Annotated in this window: 16 protein-coding genes, 2 tRNA genes and 3 pseudogenes; 9 read left to right on the top strand and 12 right to left on the bottom strand. The window is 66.3% G+C overall.

All coding sequences use genetic code 11. The features are described from left to right. Positions 1-47: 47 nt before the first annotated feature. Positions 48-1,049 (bottom strand): heme-binding protein, encoded by a 1,002-nt coding sequence (locus HJG53_RS14685; RefSeq protein ID WP_171131846.1) that lies wholly within the window; start codon positions 1,047-1,049, stop codon positions 48-50. Positions 1,050-1,362: 313 nt separating this feature from the next. On the opposite strand from HJG53_RS14685, the gene rplJ reads away from it, so the two are divergent. Next, entirely contained in the window at positions 1,363-1,878 is a 516-nt protein-coding gene (rplJ, locus tag HJG53_RS14680; RefSeq protein WP_171131844.1) for a 50S ribosomal protein L10, read from the top strand. A 25-nt stretch (positions 1,879-1,903) separates the two neighbouring features. Continuing rightward, positions 1,904-2,287, top strand: a complete 384-nt coding sequence (gene rplL, locus HJG53_RS14675; protein ID WP_171131842.1) for a 50S ribosomal protein L7/L12 — start codon at positions 1,904-1,906, stop codon at positions 2,285-2,287. 121 nt (positions 2,288-2,408) lie between these two features. Here rplL and HJG53_RS18855 read toward each other — a convergent pair whose 3' ends face one another. Then, positions 2,409-3,743 (bottom strand): PEPxxWA-CTERM sorting domain-containing protein, encoded by a 1,335-nt coding sequence (locus HJG53_RS18855; RefSeq protein ID WP_254447802.1) that lies wholly within the window; start codon positions 3,741-3,743, stop codon positions 2,409-2,411. Between the two features lie 110 nt (positions 3,744-3,853). Beyond that, the gene (locus HJG53_RS14665; protein ID WP_171131840.1) at positions 3,854-5,959 is read right to left on the bottom strand and encodes a winged helix-turn-helix domain-containing protein; all 2,106 of its coding nucleotides are present in this window, start codon (positions 5,957-5,959) and stop codon (positions 3,854-3,856) included. A 95-nt stretch (positions 5,960-6,054) separates the two neighbouring features. On the opposite strand from HJG53_RS14665, the gene thrB reads away from it, so the two are divergent. The 3 genes from thrB to HJG53_RS14650 all read left to right on the top strand — a co-directional run bounded on the left by thrB (position 6,055) and on the right by HJG53_RS14650 (position 8,383). After that, positions 6,055-6,984 (top strand): homoserine kinase, encoded by a 930-nt coding sequence (gene thrB / locus HJG53_RS14660; protein WP_171131913.1) that lies wholly within the window; start codon positions 6,055-6,057, stop codon positions 6,982-6,984. Next, positions 6,981-7,427, top strand: coding sequence for a ribonuclease HI (gene rnhA, locus HJG53_RS14655; protein ID WP_171131838.1), 447 nt, complete (start codon positions 6,981-6,983; stop codon positions 7,425-7,427). The genes thrB and rnhA overlap by 4 nt, the downstream gene beginning before the upstream one ends. A 164-nt stretch (positions 7,428-7,591) precedes the next feature. After that, complete coding sequence (locus HJG53_RS14650) at positions 7,592-8,383, top strand: Crp/Fnr family transcriptional regulator (protein WP_171131836.1); 792 nt, start codon at positions 7,592-7,594, stop codon at positions 8,381-8,383. A 3-nt stretch (positions 8,384-8,386) separates the two neighbouring features. Here the strand turns inward: HJG53_RS14650 and hspQ are convergent, their stop codons facing one another. Next, the gene (gene hspQ, locus HJG53_RS14645) at positions 8,387-8,758 is read right to left on the bottom strand and encodes a heat shock protein HspQ (protein ID WP_171131834.1); all 372 of its coding nucleotides are present in this window, start codon (positions 8,756-8,758) and stop codon (positions 8,387-8,389) included. Positions 8,759-8,879: 121 nt separating this feature from the next. Between hspQ and HJG53_RS14640 the strand changes: the two genes are divergently transcribed. Further along, positions 8,880-8,969 (top strand) — tRNA-Ser (locus HJG53_RS14640). Between the two features lie 71 nt (positions 8,970-9,040). Here the strand turns inward: HJG53_RS14640 and HJG53_RS14635 are convergent. Beyond that, complete coding sequence (locus HJG53_RS14635; protein ID WP_171131832.1) at positions 9,041-10,255, bottom strand: acetyl-CoA C-acetyltransferase; 1,215 nt, start codon at positions 10,253-10,255, stop codon at positions 9,041-9,043. A gap of 227 nt (positions 10,256-10,482) precedes the next feature. On the opposite strand from HJG53_RS14635, the pseudogene HJG53_RS14630 reads away from it, so the two are divergent. Together HJG53_RS14630 and HJG53_RS19015 are read left to right on the top strand one after the other, a co-directional pair. Further along, positions 10,483-10,632 (top strand): annotated as a pseudogene (locus tag HJG53_RS14630) (CoA transferase); the annotation flags it as partial. Between the two features lie 41 nt (positions 10,633-10,673). After that, the gene (locus HJG53_RS19015; RefSeq protein WP_302477394.1) at positions 10,674-10,808 is read left to right on the top strand and encodes a hypothetical protein; all 135 of its coding nucleotides are present in this window, start codon (positions 10,674-10,676) and stop codon (positions 10,806-10,808) included. A gap of 21 nt (positions 10,809-10,829) precedes the next feature. Here HJG53_RS19015 and HJG53_RS14625 read toward each other — a convergent pair whose 3' ends face one another. Genes HJG53_RS14625 through HJG53_RS14615 form a run of 3 tightly spaced genes read right to left on the bottom strand, consistent with a single transcriptional unit; the run spans position 10,830 to position 16,901 of the window. Then, complete coding sequence (locus tag HJG53_RS14625) at positions 10,830-12,932, bottom strand: TonB-dependent receptor (RefSeq protein ID WP_171131830.1); 2,103 nt, start codon at positions 12,930-12,932, stop codon at positions 10,830-10,832. 1 nt (position 12,933) lies between these two features. Continuing rightward, the gene (locus HJG53_RS14620; RefSeq protein WP_171131828.1) at positions 12,934-16,134 is read right to left on the bottom strand and encodes a sialidase; all 3,201 of its coding nucleotides are present in this window, start codon (positions 16,132-16,134) and stop codon (positions 12,934-12,936) included. An 8-nt stretch (positions 16,135-16,142) separates the two neighbouring features. Then, positions 16,143-16,901 (bottom strand): hypothetical protein, encoded by a 759-nt coding sequence (locus HJG53_RS14615; RefSeq protein WP_171131826.1) that lies wholly within the window; start codon positions 16,899-16,901, stop codon positions 16,143-16,145. A gap of 664 nt (positions 16,902-17,565) precedes the next feature. Between HJG53_RS14615 and HJG53_RS14610 the strand changes: the two genes are divergently transcribed. Then, positions 17,566-17,639 (top strand) — tRNA-Gly (locus HJG53_RS14610). 16 nt (positions 17,640-17,655) lie between these two features. Here the strand turns inward: HJG53_RS14610 and cysN are convergent. From cysN to HJG53_RS18845, 4 genes and pseudogenes are all read right to left on the bottom strand, one after another. Continuing rightward, entirely contained in the window at positions 17,656-19,560 is a 1,905-nt protein-coding gene (cysN, locus tag HJG53_RS14605; RefSeq protein ID WP_171131824.1) for a sulfate adenylyltransferase subunit CysN, read from the bottom strand. Then, positions 19,560-20,510, bottom strand: coding sequence for a sulfate adenylyltransferase subunit CysD (gene cysD / locus HJG53_RS14600; RefSeq protein WP_171131822.1), 951 nt, complete (start codon positions 20,508-20,510; stop codon positions 19,560-19,562). The genes cysN and cysD overlap by 1 nt, the downstream gene beginning before the upstream one ends. A 23-nt stretch (positions 20,511-20,533) precedes the next feature. Then, a pseudogene (locus tag HJG53_RS18850) lies at positions 20,534-20,837 on the bottom strand (acyl-CoA dehydrogenase family protein). Next, a pseudogene (locus tag HJG53_RS18845) lies at positions 20,788-21,350 on the bottom strand (acyl-CoA dehydrogenase family protein). The pseudogenes HJG53_RS18850 and HJG53_RS18845 overlap by 50 nt, the downstream one beginning before the upstream one ends. Between the last annotated feature and the right edge of the window lie 89 nt (positions 21,351-21,439).

Below are 21,439 nucleotides of genomic sequence, written 5' to 3'. Positions count from 1 at the left end.
AACGAGTTGCCTGAGGCTCGGGACTTGGCTGCTGTTGCGGGCGGTCTTCAGGCGCTCATGCCGCCTTCGTCGCTCAACCGCACCAGCACTTCGTTGCGCCGGAACGGCCCGGGCAGAAATGGCGCATTGTAGAAGGCGTGCACCGCCTTGCCTTCATGCGGCAGGCCCTTGGTCTGCAGCCATGAGCGCAGTTCGGCTTCCTTCGTCTCGAGCGTCGCGTCGTCGGCGCGCCCGGAAAAGCGAATGGCGGCGATGCGTGCCGCCGGCTCTGCCGTCAGCTCGACGCCATGCGGAGCCGCCGGAAGTTCAGCCCGCGCCTTGCCCCGTGGCATGATGAAGCGCGTGCGCCAGCCACCATCGCCGGGTGCGTCGGCCAGCACCGGGGCCGTCATCGGCAGCTTGGCGCCGGGGCGAGACTTGGCGAAGATATAGTCGGCCAACGTGCGAAATCCGTCGCGCAGCGCCTGTTCGCGCTCTCCCCGCACCTGCGTGCCGGCGGTGACCAGCGACGGATATTTACGGATCTCGACGGCGCCGTCGCTCTCGATGGTTTGATAATCAGGCTCTTCCGCGCGCGAGGCGCGCCAGACGAACCAGGCGCCGCCGAACGCCGCAGCGGCGCCAAGGGCCGCGATCCAGCCCATCTTCGGCGGCTCGGGGAAGGACTCGCGCTCCTTCGCTCGAACCGGCGCGGGTGTGGGTGCGGGTGCAGAAGTCGATTTTGGTGCAGAGGTCGACTTTGGTGCGGAGGGCGCGGCAACGGCAGCGGCTGCCTTTGGCGCGGCCCGCTTGCGCGGCGCGGGCTTAGCCGTTCCTTCGGGCGGCTTGGGCGCGGCCTTGGCGTTCCGCGGCCGCGCCGGCTTCTCGGGCGTGGATTGAGTGATCGTCGGCGCCGCGGCCTTCTTGGTGCGCGTGCCCGGCTTTGCCTCCGCCGCCTTGGCCGAAGCCTTGGCGCGGCTGGCGCGCGCCGGCTTGGCCGCGGGCGTCTCCGCCCCTTCCGACTTGGCGGTACGGCGGCGCTTGGGCTTGTCGGCGGGGGTGTCGGCCATGATCTTTCCCTCGATTGGCTGCGGATCGTTACGGTGATAGCGCCGAACGAGCAGGCCACGCCAGCCGTTCCCGTGCTTGACGTGCGCGGCAAAGCGGCTATAGGCGCGCGCTTCGATCGGGGCATGCCCCGGTCGTGACCGTCCGAGACAGCTGGTGGAGTTCGCTCCTTAATCTCCAGCCTAGACGGGGAAGAAAGTTTCGGGTCTGCCGCCGCTCCGCTTGGCTAAGCTTGAGCCTCGGCACCCCTGCCCATTCCCCACGGACAAAGTGACCGGCGCACGGGCGTTTCCGTGCGTCACGCAGGAGAATGGCATGGATCGAGCTCAAAAATCAGAGCTGGTCGAAGAGCTGAGCAGCACCTTTTCCACCGTGGGCGTGGTGGTCGTGACCCGTTCGAAGGGCATGACCGTCAAGCAGTCCACGGATCTGCGGAACAAGATGCGCGACGCCGGCGCCAGCTACCAGGTGGCCAAGAACCGCCTGGCGAAGATCGCGATCCAGGGAACGCCCTATGCCAGCATCGGCACGATGCTGACCGGGCCGACCGGTCTCGCTTACTCCAACGATCCCGTCGCGGCGGCCAAGGTGGCCGTCGATTTCGCGAAGACGAACGACAAGTTCGAAATCGTCGGCGGGGCGATGGGCGACACCGCCCTGGACGTGGCGGGCGTCACCGCACTCGCTTCGCTGCCGTCGCTCGACGAGCTGCGCGCCAAGATCGTGGGCCTGGTTCAGGCACCCGCGACCAAGCTCGCGCAGATCGCTCAGGCCCCGGCCGCACAGCTTGCGCGCGTGTTCGGCGCCTACGCCGCCAAAGAAGACGCTTAAGACCTTTTAGAAACGGAGACTTACAATGGCAGACCTTCAGTCGCTGGTTGACCAGCTTTCGTCCCTGACCGTCCTCGAGGCGGCCGACCTGTCCAAGATGCTCGAAGAGAAGTGGGGCGTCTCGGCCGCCGCTGCCGTCGCGGTTGCCGCGCCGGGTGCGGGTGGCGCCGGCGCCGCTGCTCCGGCCGCGGAAGAGAAGACCGAGTTCGACGTGATCCTCACCGGCGACGGTGGCAAGAAGATCAACGTCATCAAGGAAGTCCGCGCGATCACCAACCTCGGCCTGACCGAGGCGAAGGCTCTCGTCGAGGGCGCGCCCAAGGCCGTCAAGGAAGGCGTGTCGAAGGACGAAGCCGAGAAGCTCAAGAAGCAGCTGGAAGAAGCCGGCGCGACGGTGGAATTGAAGTAAGCTTAGGCTTCAGCATCGTGCTCCGGCGAAGGCCGGAGCCTTGCGGACACCGCTCCGGCCTTCGCCGGAGCACTCCGCAGAGAAGGGGCGGCTCTCACGCGAGAGCCGCCCCTTCTTCGTTTCACGCGTAAGCGACTCTCACCACGCGCCGCCGCACCGCCGCGCCGGCCAGTCCGAAGCCGGCGATCATCAGCGCCCAGCTTGCCGGCTCGGGCACCGCATTGAAGGCGTTCTGCGCCAGCGCCCAGCGACCGATCGTCTGGCCGGTGGCGAGCCCGATCTCATTGTCGAAGCGGAAGTGGATGCCGCCCCATAGCCGGCTGTTGGCCGCGTCCTGCGCGGCATCGGCGATACCGTCGAAGCAGCGCATGTCCGGTCCGATCTGGTTGCAGAACGCCTGATCCTTGACGAGTGCAAGCAGCACCGCCGACGCCGCGCCCGACTGGAGAGAGTGGGTCGACGGATATGACGGATGATTGGGCGCCGCGAACAGCGATTCCCAGTTCGCATCGCCGACGGTGCCGTCGACGCCGTCATTATCGCCTTCCCGAATGGCGGTGACGGGACGCCAGAAATTGTACGTGTACTTGGCGTCGAAGCCCGCAATCAGCGCGTCCGCGACGGCTGTGGACAGCTTGGCCATAACCCGCGAATTTTCCAGCGTGGACAGATTGTCGTCCGAGATCAGGTCCAAGCCGATCCGGTTCCAGGTAGTCCCGTTCGAGACATCCCAGAACAATGCGCTCAGCCTCTGATCTTCGGTCCGCGTCGCGCTGTTCTTGGCGCCGATTTCCTTCACTTCGTTATAGGCGGCGAGATATTCCGCGCTGTCGAGGTCCGGAGGCCCGTCGGGACGAAATTGGGCGCCGGAGCTGAGCAGGAACGGCTTCACCTGGCCCCAGAACGGAATCGCCGCGGCGAGGTTGCCGGGCGGGGTCGGGCGCCACTGCCCCGGCAGATTGCCTGGCGTATAGGAAAAGCCCGGCGGCGGCGTGGAACCGTCGTTCATGCGGTTCAGCAGCATGGCCGCCGAATAGGCGTTGCCCGTCGCGATGCCGTTGGTCTTCGCCGTACCGTCCGGCACCTTCGCCAGATTGGCCGATAGCGCCGCGTCGTACATCGCGACGATGGTGGGGTTGCTGCCGTTCAGCGACGCCAGCACATTGCGCGCGGCCACCGATACGGCCGCGCGGACATCGCCGCCTGGCGCGCTTACGCCCTGATTGTAATAGACGTCGGCGCCATTGTAGCTGCGGCTGACGGCATCGTGGATCGCCGTGTTCATCGCGGCGATGATGCGCGCCTGGTTGGCCGCGTTCGCCGGCGCCGTCTTGATCGCGAGATCGTTCCAGAACAGCACCGGATCGCTGTCGACGGTGTAGTCGACGGCGGCCGCCGGAGCGGCCGCGAAGGTCGCGATCGCCGCGGCCGCGGCGAGGAGTTTCCCCTGATACATCTTCTTCTCCCAAAAGCGTGGCGTGGCCACGATTCGGGAATGGCGCGAGAGGATCGGCGGCAGCGTTAGAACAGCGTTAGCGGATCGTTAATTCGGCGAACGTCGAACGTTTATGTCGCTTCTGTCCAAAATGGGGACGATCCCAGCTTCGCCCGCTCGTGCAGCAGGTGATCGCGTTCGCGGGCGCGGAGGCGCTCAAAGACGGGATCGCCGTGCAGTGTCTGGAAGGCAGGGACGTTCGCCAGATCGGGGAGCGGAGTCACCGGTGCATGATGCCAACCGCGATCGAGCGCGGTCGCAAGCGCCGACAGCGCCACGTCTCGTCGGCCTTGCGCGGCCCATACGCGCGCGGCGGCGGCGTAAAGCCAATTGGGGCTGGCGCCCCCGCCCATGCTGGCGCGCAGCGCCGCGTCCGCGCGGGCGAGCAGTTGCTCGGCGTCTGCATTCCGTCCGGCTTTACGCAGCGCGAGCGCGATGCTCGGCGACAGGTCCACGATGTCGTCGAACGACGCGCTGCCGTCCTGCAATCCGCCAAGAGATCCGATCCTTCGATCGAATGCGGCAACGATTTCCGCCGCTCGGCCCGATGCGAGGGCTTGGTCGATCGCGACGACCAGCACTTCGCTAGCCCTGGAGTCACTCTCGGCGGCCGCCACCAACGGCCCCACCTCCCCAGGCACGGGCCCCTGCCCCGAAACGATGCGCCAGAGCGGCGGCGGCAGCCTCAGCAACAATCGCGCCGGCTGCTCATAGCCGAGCAAGAGCAAAACACGGCCCAGATTGTTGTCGATCGAGCCGAGCCTATCCACCCGCTCGCGCGCCGCCTGTGTGGTCTTGACCAGATCGGCATAATTTCCAGCCGTCCAGTCGATCGCATAATCGCAGAGGAAGGCGTCGGCCGTGGTCGTCTGTCGCAGCCGGGCGGCGTAGCGCTCCGCCTCCTCGGGATAACCCATTTCGAGTGCGGCGACGGCTGCCGAGCCGGTCGCGCGATGCCAGAGCGGGTCGAGCGCAACCGCGCGCCGCAATGCCTGCAGGCGTGCGGCAAAGTCGCCCTCGTTGCCCAGCACGTTGCTGAGCCAGAACTGAAGCTCCGCATCCATCGGATCGAGCGCGGCAGCCTTCTTGATCTCAGCGCGTGCCTCAGCCGGCTCGAAGCGCAGCACCATGCCCAGCACGCCATGAGCGCGCGCCGAATTCGGATCGATCTGCACCGCGCGCCGCGCCAGCCGGACCGCTTCGTCGTGCAACGCCGGCGTCGGGTTGTCCATTTCGGTGACCGCCGCCAAGGCCGCCACCGCCGGCGCATAGTCGGGCTGCAGCACAAGCGCCTTGTTCAGCAAGGTCTTGGCCACGCCGAACTGGTCACCCCTTCGATAGTAGATGATCTCGCGTGCGTTCTCGTAAAGGTCCCGCACCTCGTTCGAGGGCGCAGCCGCGACCGGCGACCTCTGCGGACTGGAGAACCACCAAAGGGCCGTCCCACTGCCCGTCAGAAGCAGCGCAGCAGCCGCGGCGACCAGCGTTGGCGAACGGCTGCGCGGGGGCGATGGCGTGCTCAACGGAGGCACGGGCGCGGCTATCGAAGCGGCTGCAGGAGCGGGAGCGGAGCCGTTTCCGGCGTCGCCCAGCTCCAGCAACCGAGCGTGCAGCGCCCGCGCGGCCCGCGTCTGCCCTTTCGCCAGTGCGCCCGCCGAAGCATCGGCAACCAGGGCCATCAGCACTTCCTGTTGACGCGTGCGTTCGACCTGCAGCCATTCGTCATAGCTCTCGTCGATCCCGTCGAGATTGGCGAAGAGCGTTTCGCCGCGCTCGGGGAGCTCGCCGAACATCTCGTCGCAGCGGCCCTGAGCGGCCAGGCGCTGCCAGCGCTGCATGTCGGTTTCGACCGCCTCGCCACGGAGCAGCACCGTTTCGCGATCGATCAGCAATAACGGCCGGTCAGCCCGGGCGAGCGCGCGCAGCTCGAACAGCGTCTGGCGGAGACTTGCCCGCGCCTGCTCGTCAGGCCGGTCTCCCCACAGCAGTCCCATGATCCGCTCGCGGCTGATCGCCCGATCCGGATGCATGACGAGATAGGCGAGCAAGGCGCGCGCCTTGCGGCCACGGAGCCGGATATCCTGATCGGCCGCGCGGTCGGTGAGCGCGAAGTCGCCCCAGCAACGCAGCGCATAAGGCTGCGAGGCCGTTGGTACCGCTGCCAACCGAGTCGCCATGGGCTCACCCTCCGGCGCCGCACATACCGCATTCGGCAGGCGCATGCGACCGACATGCTTGGCAAATGGCGGTCAGACCGGCCATCATCCCCGCCATGGCCGTCTACACCCAAGTGCCGACCGAGGAGCTCGCCGCGCTGATCGCCCGCTATGGCGTGGGTGAGCTGGTCTCCGCCAAAGGCATCGCGGAAGGCGTGGAGAACTCCAATTATCTGGTCGACACCACCGAAGCCCGGTTCATCCTGACGCTCTACGAGAAGCGGGTCGATGAAGCGGACCTGCCCTTCTTCCTGAGCCTGCTCGACCATCTGGCCGCGCGTGGCAATCCGGTACCGCAAGCGCTGAGGGACGCGAACGGCACACAGATCCAGCGCGTGTCGGGGCGGCCCGCCTGCCTGATCGAGTTTCTGCCCGGCGTGTCGGTCACGCGACCCACACCGGCCCAGGCGCGCGCTGCTGGGGCTGCGCTCGGCCGCATGCACGTGGCGTTGCGCGACTTCCCGCTGGAGCGGCCGAACAGCCTGGGACCGGCCGGCTGGCACGATCTCGCGCGGCGCTGCGGCGCGCAGCTGGACGGGATCGCTGAAGGACTGGGGGATCGGATCAAGGTGGAGCTCAATTGGCTCGACGCCCATTGGCCCGCCGACCTGCCGCGGGCGGTCGTGCATGCCGACCTCTTCCCCGACAATGTGCTGATGCGCGGCGACCAAGTGAGCGGCCTGATCGACTTCTATTTCTCGTGCACCGAAGTGCGCGCCTGGGACCTCGCCGTGATGCACAGCGCCTGGGCCTTTGCGCCGGACTTCGACCCAGCGGTCGGCGACGCGCTGATCGCCGGCTACGAGTCCGAACACCCGCTGCTTGGCGAAGAGTGGGCGGCCTTCCCCGCGCTCGCCCGCGGTGCCTGCCTGCGCTTCCTGCTCACCCGCGCCTGGGACTGGCTCAATACGCCCGCCGATGCGCTGGTCACGCGCAAGGACCCCCTCGCCTTTCTGCGCCGGCTCGACCACTACGCCGCGCTGTGAACGAACTTCCGCTGGTCGAGATCGCCACCGATGGCGCGTGCAAGGGCAATCCGGGTCCCGGCGGCTGGGGCGCGATCATCCGCTATGGCGCGCGTGAGAAGGAGCTGTCGGGCGGCGAACCGCTGACGACCAACAATCGCATGGAGCTGACGGCCGCGCTCGAAGCGCTGAACGCCCTCAATCGGCCCTGCCGGGTCCAGCTCTCGACCGACAGCCGCTACGTGATGGACGGCCTGACCAAATGGCTGAAGGGGTGGCAGCGCAACGGCTGGAAGACGGCCGACAAGAAGCCCGTGAAAAACGCCGACCTCTGGCAAAGGCTGATCGATGCGGCGGCGCCGCACCGGATTGAATGGACCTGGGTGAAGGGTCATGCCGGCCATCCCGACAATGAACGTGCGGATCGGCTTGCCAGCGACGCCGCGCGCGCCCAGCCGCGTTAAGTCATTTCACCCTTCAACTTGATCTGGAATGTTGTGCCGAAGTGACACACAATGATTGTGTCCGCTTATGTCGGCTTGCGGACAGACGTGTCAGCTAAGTGGCGGTAGTCGTTACGCCAATGACGGTTTTGGTCCGTGGGGGGCCAGCCACGCCGGGGGGCGCGATGAACAACGATAATAATGACGTGCGCAGCGACGTGGCGACCTTGAACGTGGCCCTGCAGTTCGCGGGCAACCGCCTGCTCGCTTCGCTGAAACCCGCCGAACGCGCCATGATCGAGCCGCTGATGACGGCGGTGATCCTCAATCGCGGCGACGTGCTGTTCGAGCCGGGCGAGGACGTGACCCAGACCTATTTTCCAGGACCGGGCGTGGTCGCGTCCCTTGTCGTGACGATGAGCGACGGGCGCGCCGTGGAAGCCGCGACGATCGGCCGCGAGGGCGCCATCGGCGGTATCGTCAGCGCCGGCAGCAAGCCCGCCTTCGCGCGCGCGGTCGTGCAGATCGGCGGTACCGCGCTCAAGATGGATACGATAGCGCTGGAGGCGGCCAAGGAACGCTCGGCGGCAATCCGCGACCTGTTCAGCCGCTATGCCGACACGCTGCTGGCGCAGACGATGCAGTCGGTCGCCTGCAATGCTCTTCATCCCATCGATGCCCGGCTGTGCCGGTGGCTGCTGACCACGCACGACCGCGTCGATTCCGACGAGATCGCGCTTACCCAGGAATATCTGGCGGAAATGCTGGGCGTGCAGCGGACCACCGTCAGCGGCGTCGCGCGGGTGCTGCAGGAGCGCGGGCTGATCGCCTATAGCCGCGGCCGCATGGTGATCCTGGATCGGCCGGCGATCGAGCAATGCGCCTGCGAATGCTATCGCGACGTCCAGCGTCATCTGCGCGCCGTGCTACCCGATACGCGCCCGCAAAAAGTGGTGGACGCGAAGACAGCCGTCTAGCGCCTAGTGCCGGTGCTCCCGGCGGAGCTGGTAGCGGCCGTCGCGATAATCCTCGAAGATACCGTCGATCGCCGGGTGGCTGACCGGCCCCGCATCGTCGTCGGACACGAGGTTTTGCTGACTCACATAGGCGACGTAGCTGCTCTCCGCATTCTCGGCGAGCAGGTGGTAAAAGGGCTGGTCCTTCCGCGGACGCACCTCTTCCGGGATCGCCTGATACCATTCCTCGGAATTGGCGAAGACCGGGTCGACATCGAACACCACGCCGCGGAAATCGAACAGCCGATGCCGGACGACGTCCCCCACCGCGAAGCGGGCGTGAACGATCGGCGGAGCGGCGATGGCGGTTTCGGACAGGGCGGACGTCTTGTTCATTACGCACCTATTTAGGTCGCGCCGAAGCACACGCAAGCAGACGCTTGTGCCCTGTCATCCGTTCCGCTAGGGGCACCGCTTCGCTCGACCGGGTGCTCTTCCCCGTGCCCAAGCATCTCGCGGAGAGGTGGCTGAGTGGTCGAAAGCACCGCACTCGAAATGCGGCGTGCCGGCAACGGTACCGAGGGTTCGAATCCCTCCCTCTCCGCCAGCGACTGCGACGGCCGGACGTCGATTTGACGCTCGTCCACCGAAGCAGCGCTGCAGGGAGAGCCGGGGTGCTCAGGCCGCGCGTTCGAACACCGCGGCGATGCCCTGGCCGCCGCCGATGCACATGGTCTCCAGGCCATAACGGCCGTTGCGCCGCTGCAACTCCCGCGTCAGATTGGCGAGGATGCGGCCGCCGGTCGCGCCGATCGGGTGGCCGAGCGAGATGCCGGAACCGTTGACGTTGAGGATGTCGTGCCGGCTGTCATCCTCGCTCCAACCCCAGCCCTTCAGCACCGCGAGTACCTGCGGCGCGAAGGCCTCGTTCAGCTCGACGACGTCCATGTCGGACCAGCTGAGGCCGTTGCGCGCGAACAGCCGTTCGACGGCCGGCACCGGGCCGATTCCCATCCGGCTGGGATCGCAACCCGCCGCCGCCCAGCTGTGGAACCAGGCGATCGGCTCCAGCCCCAGTTCCTCGAGCCTGTCCTCGGCGACGACCAGGCAGGCAGCCGCCGCGTCGTTCTGCTGGCTGGCATTGCCGGCGGTGACGACGCCCCCTTCGATCGGCCGCAGGCTGCCGAGCGTCTCCATGCTCGCATCGGGCCGATAGCCCTCGTCATGCGCAAACGTCAGCGGTTCGCCCTTGCGCTGCGGGACCGCCACGGGAACCAGCTCGTCATCGAAGAGGCCGCCGGCCCAGGCGGCCGCGGCGCGCTGGTGGCTGCGGACCGCATAGGCGTCGCATTCCTCCCGGCCGATGCCATAATCCTTGGCCAGGTTCTCGGCAGTCTCGATCATCCCGCTGATCACGCCGTAGCGTTCGATTGGCTGGCTCATCACCCGGCCCCGGGTCAGCCGGTCGTGCAGCGTCAGCCCGCCCATGCGCGCGCCCTTGCGCAGCTCGGTCGTGTAATGCTCGACATTGGACATGGATTCGCAACCGCCGGCGATCACCACGTCCGAGACGCCGGTCTGCACCATCATCGCGGCGTTGACGATCGCCTGCAGCCCCGATCCGCAGCGCCGGTCGAGCTGATAGCCGGGCACGCCTTCCGGAAAGCCGGCCAGCAGCCACGACCAGTGCGCGATGCACGGCGCCTCGCCACTGCCGTAGCCCTGCGCGAAGATGACGTCGTCGACGCGCGCCGGGTCGATCTTCGTGCGCTCGACCAGCGCCTTCAGGATGACGGCGCCGAGTTCGCCCGCGGTCAGGCTGGACAAGGCACCGCCAAACTTGCCCACGGCAGTGCGGATCGGAGCGACAATAGCGGCACGACGGAGAATCACGCGTCTTCTTCCTTCAACGAGGGGCCATGGGAATACAGCCGGATTCGCCACTGAAGCATCAAAAATCGAATGTCGCAGGCGCTGGTTTGGCGCTTTCCGCCATGCTGCCAACCGGTTCCCAGAAGAGCATCGAACAGCCAGACCGCCGATGTGGGGAGGCGCAAACCCCACCGCTGTCGACCAGCGTCTGGACCATATAGTGCGGCATAAGGAGGGTAGTCGCGCGCATGTACCAGCTCTTATCCGGCCTGACCGTCGTCGAAGCATCCTCCTTCGTCGCGTCGCCCACCGCCGGCCCTTATCTCGCGCAGATGGGCGCGGAGGTAATCCGCATCGACCAGATCGGCGGCGGCCCGGACTTCAGGCGCTGGCCGCTCGGGCCGGATGGCTCCAGCGAGGGCCGAGCCTTGGTGCGCCGATGCTGGAACGGCAGCGGCCCCGCGCCGCACCCAGGCTGGGCGCGCATAGCGGCGAAGTGCTGTCGGACCTGTTGCACCTCGGCGACGCGGAGATCGCCCGGCCCGCCGAAGACGGAGTCGTCGCGTTGGGCTAGCCGGGACAGGCGATGGCGATCTCAGAAGTCCGCCTGAATGCCCCCATAGATGGCCCGCCGCCGGCCGGGCTCGAGGCCGGTCTGGAACACGCGGGCATAATATTTCTCGTTGAACAGGTTCTGCACGCCGCCCTGTAGCCGGACATGGGGCAAGACCGTCCACTCGCCGGCCAGGTCGAACACGCGATAGCCGGGCACCTTGGCCGGCACCAGGCTGGCACCACTGCCGACCGGAAGATTGGAATCCTGGAAATATTGCGCGCTGACGGCCAGGCCCGTCAGGGCAAGGCTGTATTTGCCCGTTTCCCGCCAGGTGATCCCGCCCTTGACGATCGACTTGGGGGCAAAGGCCGGCCGCTTGCCGATCTGCGCCGGATTGTCGGAGTCGACGAATTTCGCGTCCAGCAGCGACAGGTTGACGAACGCCGTCAGATGCTCGGCCGAACGGCGACCGGCGAGGAAGTCGTAATGAACCTCCCCCTCGAAGCCGCGATGGCGCGTGTCGCCGGTATTGACGTTGATCACGTCGGTCGCGTTCAGGCGCCGGCTCTCGATGCGGTTGCTGAAGTTGATCTGGAACAGGCTGACATCGTAGAACAGGCCGGTGAGCGGCGTGCCGTGCACGCCGGCCTCGTAGGAAGTCGAGCTGGGCGCATCCGCCTCCCGGCCGGGGCGCAGGTTCGAGAAGGGCGAGGCCACGTCGAAATAGCGCAAGGGGCGATAGCCCTGGGTGATGCTCAGATAGGTCTCATTGTCCTTGCCGAAATCATTGCCGATGCCGACGCCGAGCAGCGGCACCGTCCGGCTCACTTCGACATTGGCGAGTGGCCGGGTAAGGTTCGGCGGGCGCACCGTTTCGCGGATGCGCAGCTTCTCCACGTCGAGCCGGCCGGACAGCACGACATGGAAACGGTGCGGCAGGCGGAACACATTTTCGGCGAAGACCGCGCCGTACCAGCTGTCGCGCGCCTGATCGAGCCGCGGCGTGCCGCCATGATCACCGCGGTCGGCCTTGATGTTGGTGCTGGTGAACTGCTTGAAGGGCGCGTCGCTGTGCGTGCCGGTCACGCCGAAGGTAAACGCATTGCCCCGCCCCCAGCGCTTGCGCGCGCGAATGTCGAGCCCCTCATTGTGGAAATATTCGTCCTGCAGCGTGGTCGTGGCGGGGTTGGCACCGGCTGCGGCCGCACGCGTGTACAGCTGCAGCGTCGACGCCCAGGCCTTGCCCTCCAGGCGCCAGCCGTCGCCCAGTTCGAGCTCGTTGCCGAGGATCACGGCGCCCCGCCGCACCCAGTCGCGATTGAACGGCGTCGGCGCGAAATTCTGATCGGCGAGAAATTGCGGCTGGCTGATCCGGCCGGGATTGCCGGCCTCGGCGCTGTGGCCTTGGACCCGCACATACCAGAGCGCGCGATCGCTCGGCCGCCAGCCGAGGTAAAGGTCGCCCTGCAGCAGGTTGGAGGCACTGTTCCGCCTTTGCCCGTCGCTGTGAGTATAGCCGAGCGCGGCGCGATATTCGAAGCTGCCGGAGGCACCCTCGGCGACATTGTAGGTCGAATAGAGGCCGTCGCTGCCGGCCAGCTGCTGGGTGGAGGCACGGAAGGCTGGGCCCTTCGGGTCCGGCCGCTTGGACACGAAGTTGATCGCAGGCGCGGGTTCCGGGCCGTAGATCAGGCTCGAACCGCCGCGGATCAGCTGCACTTCGGACAGGCCTTGCGGGAGCGGCACGTAAAAGAGCGTCGGAAAGCCGATCCAGTCGGACTGTATCGGAATCCCGTCCTGCAGCACGAGCACGAACTCCGCTTCCTGCGGATTGCCGAGCCCGCGATAGCTGATGTTGTACTGGGTCGGTGTCTGCTGCTCGGACACGAGCACGCCGGGTGAGCGTGCGAAGAGCTCGCGGCCCTGTGTCTCGACCACCGGGGGCTGCTGATCCAGCTTGGTCGTGCTGTTCTTCTTGGTGACGGTGATGCGCGTCCCGTCCACTTCGGGCAGCAGGTGGTTGAGCTTCGGCCTTGTGCCTTGCTGCGGGACGGGACGCGCGCCCTCTACCCGGATGGTGCCGGGGCGCGTGTCCTGAAGCCCCGCCGCCGCAGCGGCGAGGCCCAGTGCCAAGTCGATCATCTCAGTCCTTTTCGCCCAATGCCGTCAGCTTCGTCAGGTCGCCGACGAAGCGCAGGCCCACCATGCCTTCAGCAAGCGCCTCCAGGTCACCGCCGCCGGTCTCTTCCGGCAGTTCGATAGCGGCAAGGTCGACCGGCTCCAGCCCATTCGCGACAGCGGCGGTCTGCAGCTTCTTCATTGCGTCGCCCTTCAGCGCGGCCCATTGCGCCTCGACTTCGGACAGCTCCTTTTCGAGCGCATCAAGCCGAGCGATCGCATAGTTGGTCGGCCGCTCCTCGCTGGAAGTGACCAGGCCATAGGCGCGGTCCATATGCTCGCGCAGCCGCTCCTCGCCCGTGATGGCGCCGCCTTCCTTCGTCGCGACCAATTCCTTACGGATCGCATCGGCCTTGTCGGAAAAAGCCTGAGCCTGGGCCTTTTGCGCAGCGGATGAGTCAGGCTTGGCCGCGATCTGGGCCGCCATGCCGCGAGCGCCGTTGATCTCCATCACCACCCGCGTCATCCGGCCGAACAGCGCCTTGACCCGCTCCGCCGCCGCATATTGCGCCGCCCGGTCTTCCGCTGTGAAGGTGGCGCGGCGATCGAGACCGATGACCAGCGGCGCAGTCGAGACTTCGCCGGCCTTGGTCAGCCGCACCGTGTAATTTCCGGGCATGATCCGCTGGCCCTGCGTCGCGTTGAAGGCGAGCTGGGCGGCGGGCGGCACCACCGGCGGCTTGGTGCGCATCGACCAGACCACCCGATTCAGTCCCTTGCGCTTGGACGCCGGCAGCTCCTCGACGACATTGCCCTGCGCGTCCAGCACCTCGAGCTTCATCCGCCCGATCACGTGCCGCGCCTTCTGGTAGTACGTGATCACAGCGCCATTGGGAGGATTGTCGCCCGAATAGACGTCGTTGCCGTCGGACCAGCCGCCATTGCCTTGGATGCGCTGCTGGACCGGCTGGCCGGGCAGCAGCGCCGCATTAGCGGCGAGCTTGGTGGCATCGAGCGCGCGCAATGGGCTCAGATCGTCGATCACCCAGATGCCGCGACCATGGGTGGCAAGCACCAGGTCGTCATCGCGGTCCTGCACGGCAATGTCGCGCACCGCCACATTGGGAAAATTGTTCGGCTTGAACTGCGCCCAGCTCGCACCGCCGTCGGTCGAGGCGTAGAGCCCGAACTCGGTGCCGACGAACAGGATGTTCGGATTGAGCCGGTCTTCCTTCACCACATGCGCATAGCCGCGCACGCTGTCGGTCCGTGGCCCGATCAGCGGACGCCAGGTGCGGCCGAAATCGGCGGTCCTGAACAGATAGGGCGCGAAATCGCCCGACATGTGCCGGTCCACCGCCACATAGGCAACGGCCGGATCGTGGCGGCTCGCTTCGACCCAGCTGATCCAGCTGTCCTTCGGCAGCTTCAGACTCTTGGTGACGTTGGTCCAGTTGGCGCCGCCGTCGCGGGTCAGCTGGACATTGCCGTCATCGGTGCCGACCCAGATCTGGCCCGGTGCCCTGGGGCTTTCCGAGATCGAATAGATGGTCGTGTGCATCTCGGCGGCCGAGTTGTCGACCGTGATGCCGCCCGATTCTTCTTGGCGCTGCTTCAGCGGATTGTTGGTGGTAAGGTCGGGCGAGATGCGATCCCAGGTCTTGCCCTGATCGCGCGTGCGGAACAGGAATTGCGAGCCGATATAGAGCGTGCCCTTCTCGTTCGGGCTCAGGTGAATCGGCGTATTCCAGTTCCAGCGCAGCTTTTCCTTATAACCCGCCGCCGGCTGAATGAATTTCTGCTCCAGCGTCGTGCGATTGATGCGCGAGATCGAACCGCCCTGATATTCCGCATAGACGAAGTTCGGATCGGCCGGGTCGGGGAAGGCCCAGAAACCGTCGCCGCCGTAGAGATTCTCCCAGCGGTTGTTGGTGACGCCGCCCGGATATTCCTGGTCGCCGACCCAGGAACTGTTGTCCTGCAGGCCGCCATAGACCTGATACGGATCGCGGTCGTCGGTGCTGACGTGGTAGAATTGGCTGATCGGCAGGTTGCGGGCATGCTCCCATTTGTTGCCGCCGTCATGGCTGATCCACAGCCCACCATCGTCGCCGCCGATCAGGTGCTTCGGATTGGTCGGATCGATCCAGACATCGTGCCAGTCGGCATGGCTCGCGCCGGCCGAGTCGGCGAAGCTCTTGCCGCCGTCTTCCGAGGCGCTGACGCGGTAGCCCATCTTGAACAGGCGCTTGTCGTTCGTGGGATCGACCGAGATCTTGCCGAAATAGAAGGGGCGCCAGACCATGCCCTGGCTGCGGTCCCGCTCTTCGAACGTCTTGCCGCCGTCTTCCGAGACATAGAGCGCCGAGCGCACATTTTCGACGAACGCATAGACTTGGCGCGGATTGGACGGCGCGAACACGACTTCGACGCGGCCCCAAGGCTGTTTCGGCAGGCCCTTGGTGTTGCCGTCATTGAGCTCGCGCCAGCTGCGGCCGCCATCGAGCGTCTCAAGGAGGCGGCTGCCGGAGGGCGCGTTGGGCCCGTCGCCGCCGGACCGGAAGGTCCAGCCCTTGCGCCGGAAATCCCAGGTGCCGGCGAGCAGCCGGTCGGGGTTCGACGGGTCCATGGTCAGGCCCGAGCAGCCGGTCGACAGATTGGCCGCGCGCAGGATCAGGGCCCAGCTCTTGCCGCCGTCGGTCGTCTTGTAGACGCCGCGATCGGCGCTGTCCGACCAGAGCCGGCCCGGCGCGCAGACATAGACGGTGTTGCCGTCGCGGGGGTGGACCAGGATCTTGACGATCCGCTCGCTGGTCGGGAGCCCCATAGACTCCCAGGTGTCGCCGCCATCGCTGGACTTGTAGATGCCGTGGCCGATCGAGACGGAATTGCGCGTCCAGCTTTCGCCGGTGCCGACCCAGACCGTCTGCGAATTGTTCGGGTCGAGCGCGATGGCGCCGATCGACTGGACGGGCTGCTTGTCGAAGACCGGCTTGAAGGTCGTACCGCCGTCGTCGGACTTCCACACGCCGCCTGAGGCGGAGCCGACGAAGATTGTCGTCTTGCCGTCCTTTTCCGCGCGCGCGGCGATGGCCGCGACCCGGCCGGACATCTGGGCCGAGCCGATGTTGCGAATGCCTAAGCCCGACAGGTCGGGCGCGGTCGTCGCCGCGAGCGCAGGAGCCGCGATCAGCAGGGCGGTGGTGGCGAGAAGCAGGTTGCGCATCGGTCGGCTCACTTGGCGCTGGAGGGGGAAACGGGCTGGGCGAACATCGCGGGCGTCACCGGCACATTGGCGACCGCCTTCTCGATGGTGACGCGCTGCCGCTGGCTCGACTGGCCGTCCTGCCAGCTCTCGATCGACATCGGAAAATAGACGCCGGCGACCTTCTCGTAATCGCCCAGCTCATATTCGGTGACCTGCTGCGCACCCCGGATGCGCCGCGTCTCCGTCATCTTGATCGCCAGCATCGTCTCGGGCTCGAGCAGATAGACGAACTCGTCGCCGTCCTTCTGCACGACCTTCAGCCTATAGGCGTCGGTGCCGTCGAAATCCTCGCGGCCCAGATAGCTGACCGCGGAGCCGTCCGCTTTGGCGTTCACCAGCGGCCCGAGCACCGATCCCGAGTCGGCGATCGAACGCGCCTCGTCCGCAGACATGGTCTCGGCGTCCTTGCGGCCCTGAAAGGGATTGATGCGCCAGCCGGACTTCCCGTCAAAGCCCTGGGTCAGGGTCAACCCTTGCAACGCCGCTTCGGTGCGCGAAGCGCCGTTCTCGCGTGCGCGCACTTCCTTGTAGGTCAGCTTGAAATCGCCGGGAAAGCGCAGCTCGCCGTCGAATTCCACCGAGTTGAGCGCGGCCAGCGCCTGCTGCCCGCCCAGCGCATCGATATGGCGGGCAAGCAGCGACTCGGCGGTAGGCTGCGCCTGTGCCCATGCGGCGGGCGCCAGCGCGATCGCCGCGGCAAGCGCCGCAACTGCCTTCAACGTCATGAAATCCTCCCGGTTCGACCTATCGGGAAGGTCTGGGAGATTATCCGAGGAGGGTCAACCGATCGACCGACGGATGGTTTATTCGGGGTGGAGAATAGCGAGGCGGTTCCCCGACCCCCCGAAAGATAATGGGGGCTGATGTCGCCATCAGCCCCCACTTTCCCGGTCCGCTGCGCTGCCCCAAGGGGTGGCTGCAGGACTGGGCGGATCGGAAGTCCTTGACCTCGCGGCCAGGTGCCTCCTCTCGGGTCTCGCCTTCGCATCGCTGCTCGGACGCTCCCCATTTGCGGATCGTCAATCAGAAGCATTTCTGCTTCGATCAACAATCCTTTTGCAACACCTCGCCCGAAGGCACGAGCATCGCCGGACTGTTCCAAGATCGAAATCAAGTCACCGCTTGCGCGCTTTCTTGACTAGATCTTCTCGCTCGCCCTGCCCTCTGTCTGCTTCGTCTCGAAAGACTTGGCTTCCGTCGAGCTGTGCTTCGGATCGTCTTCCCGTTTCCGGTGGACCGCTCCGAACCACAAAGAGAAGCTGTCATGACTTCTGAGTCGCGGCAATACACAATGGCCTGTGGATAACGGGGATATCGGGAATGGAATGAAGCAATTCTGCACCCGCTTGCCCGCCTCCAATAGCGGCGATAAGGGATGCGCCGGCACCGGCGGGTATGATGTAATGGTAGCCTGTCAGCTTCCCATGCTGAACGCGCGGGTTCGATTCCCGCTACCCGCTCCAGAATTCTCCAGGAAGATCAGGGGATCAGCTGCGCGATGATGGCGTCGGCCGCTTCTTCCGGCGTCATCAGCGTGGTGTCGATCCGGATCTCCGGGCGCTCGGGCGGCTCATAGGGGCTGTCGATGCCGGTGAAATTCTTGAGCTGCCCTGCCCGCGCCTTGGCGTAGAGGCCCTTCACGTCGCGCCGTTCCGCTTCGGCAAGCGGGGTGTCGACGTGGACTTCGAAGAACTCGCCTTCGGGCAGCATCGTCCGCACCATGTCCCGTTCGGCGCGGAACGGCGAGATGAAGGCGGTGATGACGATCAGCCCGGCGTCCGTCATCAACTTGGCGACCTCGCCGATGCGGCGGATATTCTCGACGCGGTCGGCATCGGTGAAGCCCAGATCCTTGTTCAGCCCGTGGCGCACATTGTCGCCGTCGAGCAGGAACGTGTGGCGGTTCATCCGCGCCAGCTTCTTCTCGATGAGGTTGGCGATGGTCGACTTGCCCGCGCCCGAAAGGCCCGTCAGCCACAAGACTGCGGGCCGCTGGTTCTTGAGCTCGGCGCGCCGCTCGCGGGTCACGTCCAATGGCTGCCAATGGACGTTCCGCGCGCGGCGGAGCGCGAAATGGATCAGGCCGGCGGCGACGGTCGCATTGGTGAATTTGTCGATCAAAATGAAGCCGCCGAGCGTGCGGTTGCGCGCATAGGGTTCGAAGACGAGCGGCCGGTCGGTCGAGAGATTGGCCACGCCGATCGCGTTCAGCTCCAGCGTCTTCGCCGCGACATGCTCCAGCGTGTTGACGTTGACCTGATATTTGGGCGCCTGGACATTCGCGGTGACCGTCTGCGTGCCAAGCTTCAGCCAATAGCTGCGGCCCGGCAGCATCGGCTCGTCGGCCATCCAGATGATCGTGGTTTCGAACTGGTCCGCGACTTCCGGGGGATCGCCGGCTGACGCGATCACGTCGCCGCGGGAACAGTCGATCTCGTCCGCAAGCGTGAGCGTCACCGACTGGCCGGCCACCGCCGTGTCGAGATCGCCGCCCGAAGTGACGATCCGTGCCACCCGGCTGGTCTTGCCCGATGGCAGCACCCGCACCTCCGCGCCCGCCGCCACGGTGCCGCTGGCGACCTGGCCGGCAAAGCCACGGAAGTCGAGATTGGGCCGGTTCACCCATTGCACCGGCATGCGGAAGGCACTGGTGGCATCGGCCGCAAGGTCGAGTTCGACCGTCTCCAGATGCTCGATCAGCGACGGCCCGTCATACCAGGGCGTGTTCGCCGACGCGGCCGTGATGTTGTCGCCCTTGAAGCCGGAGATCGGCAGGGCGACGAAGGCGCCGATGCCGATCGAGGCCGCGAACGTGCGATAATCGGCGACGATCGCATCGAAAACGGCCTGATCATAGCCGACCAGGTCCATCTTGTTCACGGCCAGCACGATGTTGCGGATGCCGAGCAGGTGGGCGAGGTAGCTGTGCCGCCGCGTCTGGGTCAGCACGCCCTTGCGCGCATCGATCAGGATCACGGCCAGGTCCGCGGTCGAGGCGCCGGTGACCATGTTGCGCGTATATTGCTCGTGACCCGGCGTATCGGCGACGATGAACTTGCGCTTCTCGGTGGCGAAGAAGCGGTAGGCGACGTCGATCGTGATCCCCTGCTCGCGCTCGGCGGCAAGACCGTCGACCAGCAGCGCGAAGTCGATCTCCTGCCCCTGCGTCCCCACGCGGCGCGAGTCCGCTTCCAGAGCCGCCAGCTGATCCTCGAAGATCATCTTGGAATCGTAGAGCAGCCGCCCGATCAGCGTGGACTTGCCGTCATCGACCGACCCGCAGGTGATGAAGCGGAGCAGCGACTTGTGCTGATGCCGGTCGAGATACGCCTCGATGTCGCGGGCGATCAGCTCGTCGGTGCGATAGGCGGGGTGATCCGCCATCAGAAATACCCCTCCTGCTTCTTCTTCTCCATCGAAGCGTCGCCGGCATCCTTGTCGATCGCCCGGCCCTGGCGCTCGGAGGTGGTGGTGAGCAGCATTTCCTGGATGACGTCGGGCAGCGTCGTCGCCTGGCTCTCGACCGCTCCGGTCAGGGGATAGCAGCCGAGCGTACGGAAGCGGACCGAGCGGGTGACCGGCGTCTCTCCGGGCGCGAGGCGGAAGCGGTCGTCGTCGACCATCAGGATCAGCCCGTCGCGCTCCACCGTCGGGCGGGGCGCCGCGAAGTAGAGCGGCACGATCTCGATCCCCTCCAGATGGATGTACTGCCAGATGTCGAGCTCGGTCCAATTGGAGATCGGGAAGACGCGGATGCTCTCGCCCTTGTTCTTGCGGGCATTGTAGAGGTTCCACAGCTCCGGCCGCTGGTTCTTCGGGTCCCAGCGGTGATTGGCGGAGCGGAAGGAAAAGACGCGTTCCTTGGCCCGGCTCTTCTCCTCGTCGCGCCGCGCCCCGCCGAACGCCGCGTCGAAGCCGTGCAGGTCGAGCGCCTGCTTCAGCCCTTCCGTCTTCCACATATCGGTGTGGAGCGGACCATGATCGAAGGGATTGATCCCCCGCTCTTTCGCCTCCGGATTCTGGTGGACCAGCAGCTCCATGCCGGCATCGCGCGCGGCCTTTTCGCGCAGCGCATACATGTCGCGAAACTTCCAGGTCGTGTCGACATGGAGCAGCGGGAAGGGCGGCGGCGCGGGGAAGAATGCCTTTTTGGCAAGGTGCAGCATCACCGCCGAGTCCTTGCCGATCGAATAGAGCATCACCGGCCGCTCGGCTTCGGCCACCACTTCGCGCATGATGTGGATGCTTTCGGCCTCGAGCCGTTCGAGATGGGTCAGGTGCCTTGCCACTTCGATCCTTTCGCCGCCCGACTTAAGCGGTAGAAGCTGCCTCACAAGAAACTTTTACCTGCCGTCGCTCAAGCCGCGCGCAACAGGTTTCTGGCAATCACATGCGCCTGGATCTCCGCCGCGCCTTCGAAGATGCTGAGGATGCGCGCATCGCAGAGCAGGCGGCTCGCCTCGAATTCCGGCGCATAGCCGTTGCCGCCGTGGATCTGCACGCACTGATCGGCATTGGTCCAGGCGACCCGTCGCGTAGAGCTTGGCCATGCCCGCCTCGACATCGCAGCGCCGCCCGGCATCCTTGGCGCGGGCGGCGGCGTAGCAAAGCTCACGGGCGATCACCGTCTCGACCGCCATCAGCGCGATCTTGTCGGACACGCGGGCGAAGGCGTGGAGCGGCTTGCCGAACTGCCGGCGATGCCTTCTGCGCGTCCGTGCCGGCGGCCGAGATGAGCTCGGCCGCGATCTCCGCGCGGGTGCCGAGCGAACCGGCGCAGATCCAGGCGCGGCTCAGTTCTTCGGAGACGATCGCCATGGCCAGCTTGCCAAGGCCGAGGCCGCCATGTTCGGGCGCAATCGTGACCCCGACAGGCCGAGATCGGCCATTTCGGCGACCACTTCGGCGGGGATCAGCGCATCGGCCCGATGCCAGCGATGCGCGTGCGGCGCGATCCGGTCCTTCGCGAAGGCGCGCACCTGATCACGCACCCCGTCCAGCGTGTCGTCGCCGCTCCGCTCGCTCGGGCGTTCCCCTGCGAGCAGCCGGTCGGCCAGTTTGCGCCGGGTGTCCCGGTCGCCAGCGGCGAGCCAGGAGGCCCTCGCTTGCTGGAGCCGGTGCGATTTGGCCTCGAGGCCGAGTTCCCACGGGCGCACCACCTCGTTCCCGCTCATCGCGATGCCGCCGACCAACTCGCCCAGCAGCTGCGCGGCGCCGATCCGCTTCATGCTCCAGTCGAGATCGGTATCGGCTTGCCACGCGA

The sequence above is a fragment of the Sphingomonas sp. ID1715 genome (assembly GCF_013044515.1).
GTDB lineage: Bacteria > Pseudomonadota > Alphaproteobacteria > Sphingomonadales > Sphingomonadaceae > Sphingomonas_B.
This window is presented reverse-complemented; position numbering and strand designations above follow the sequence as displayed.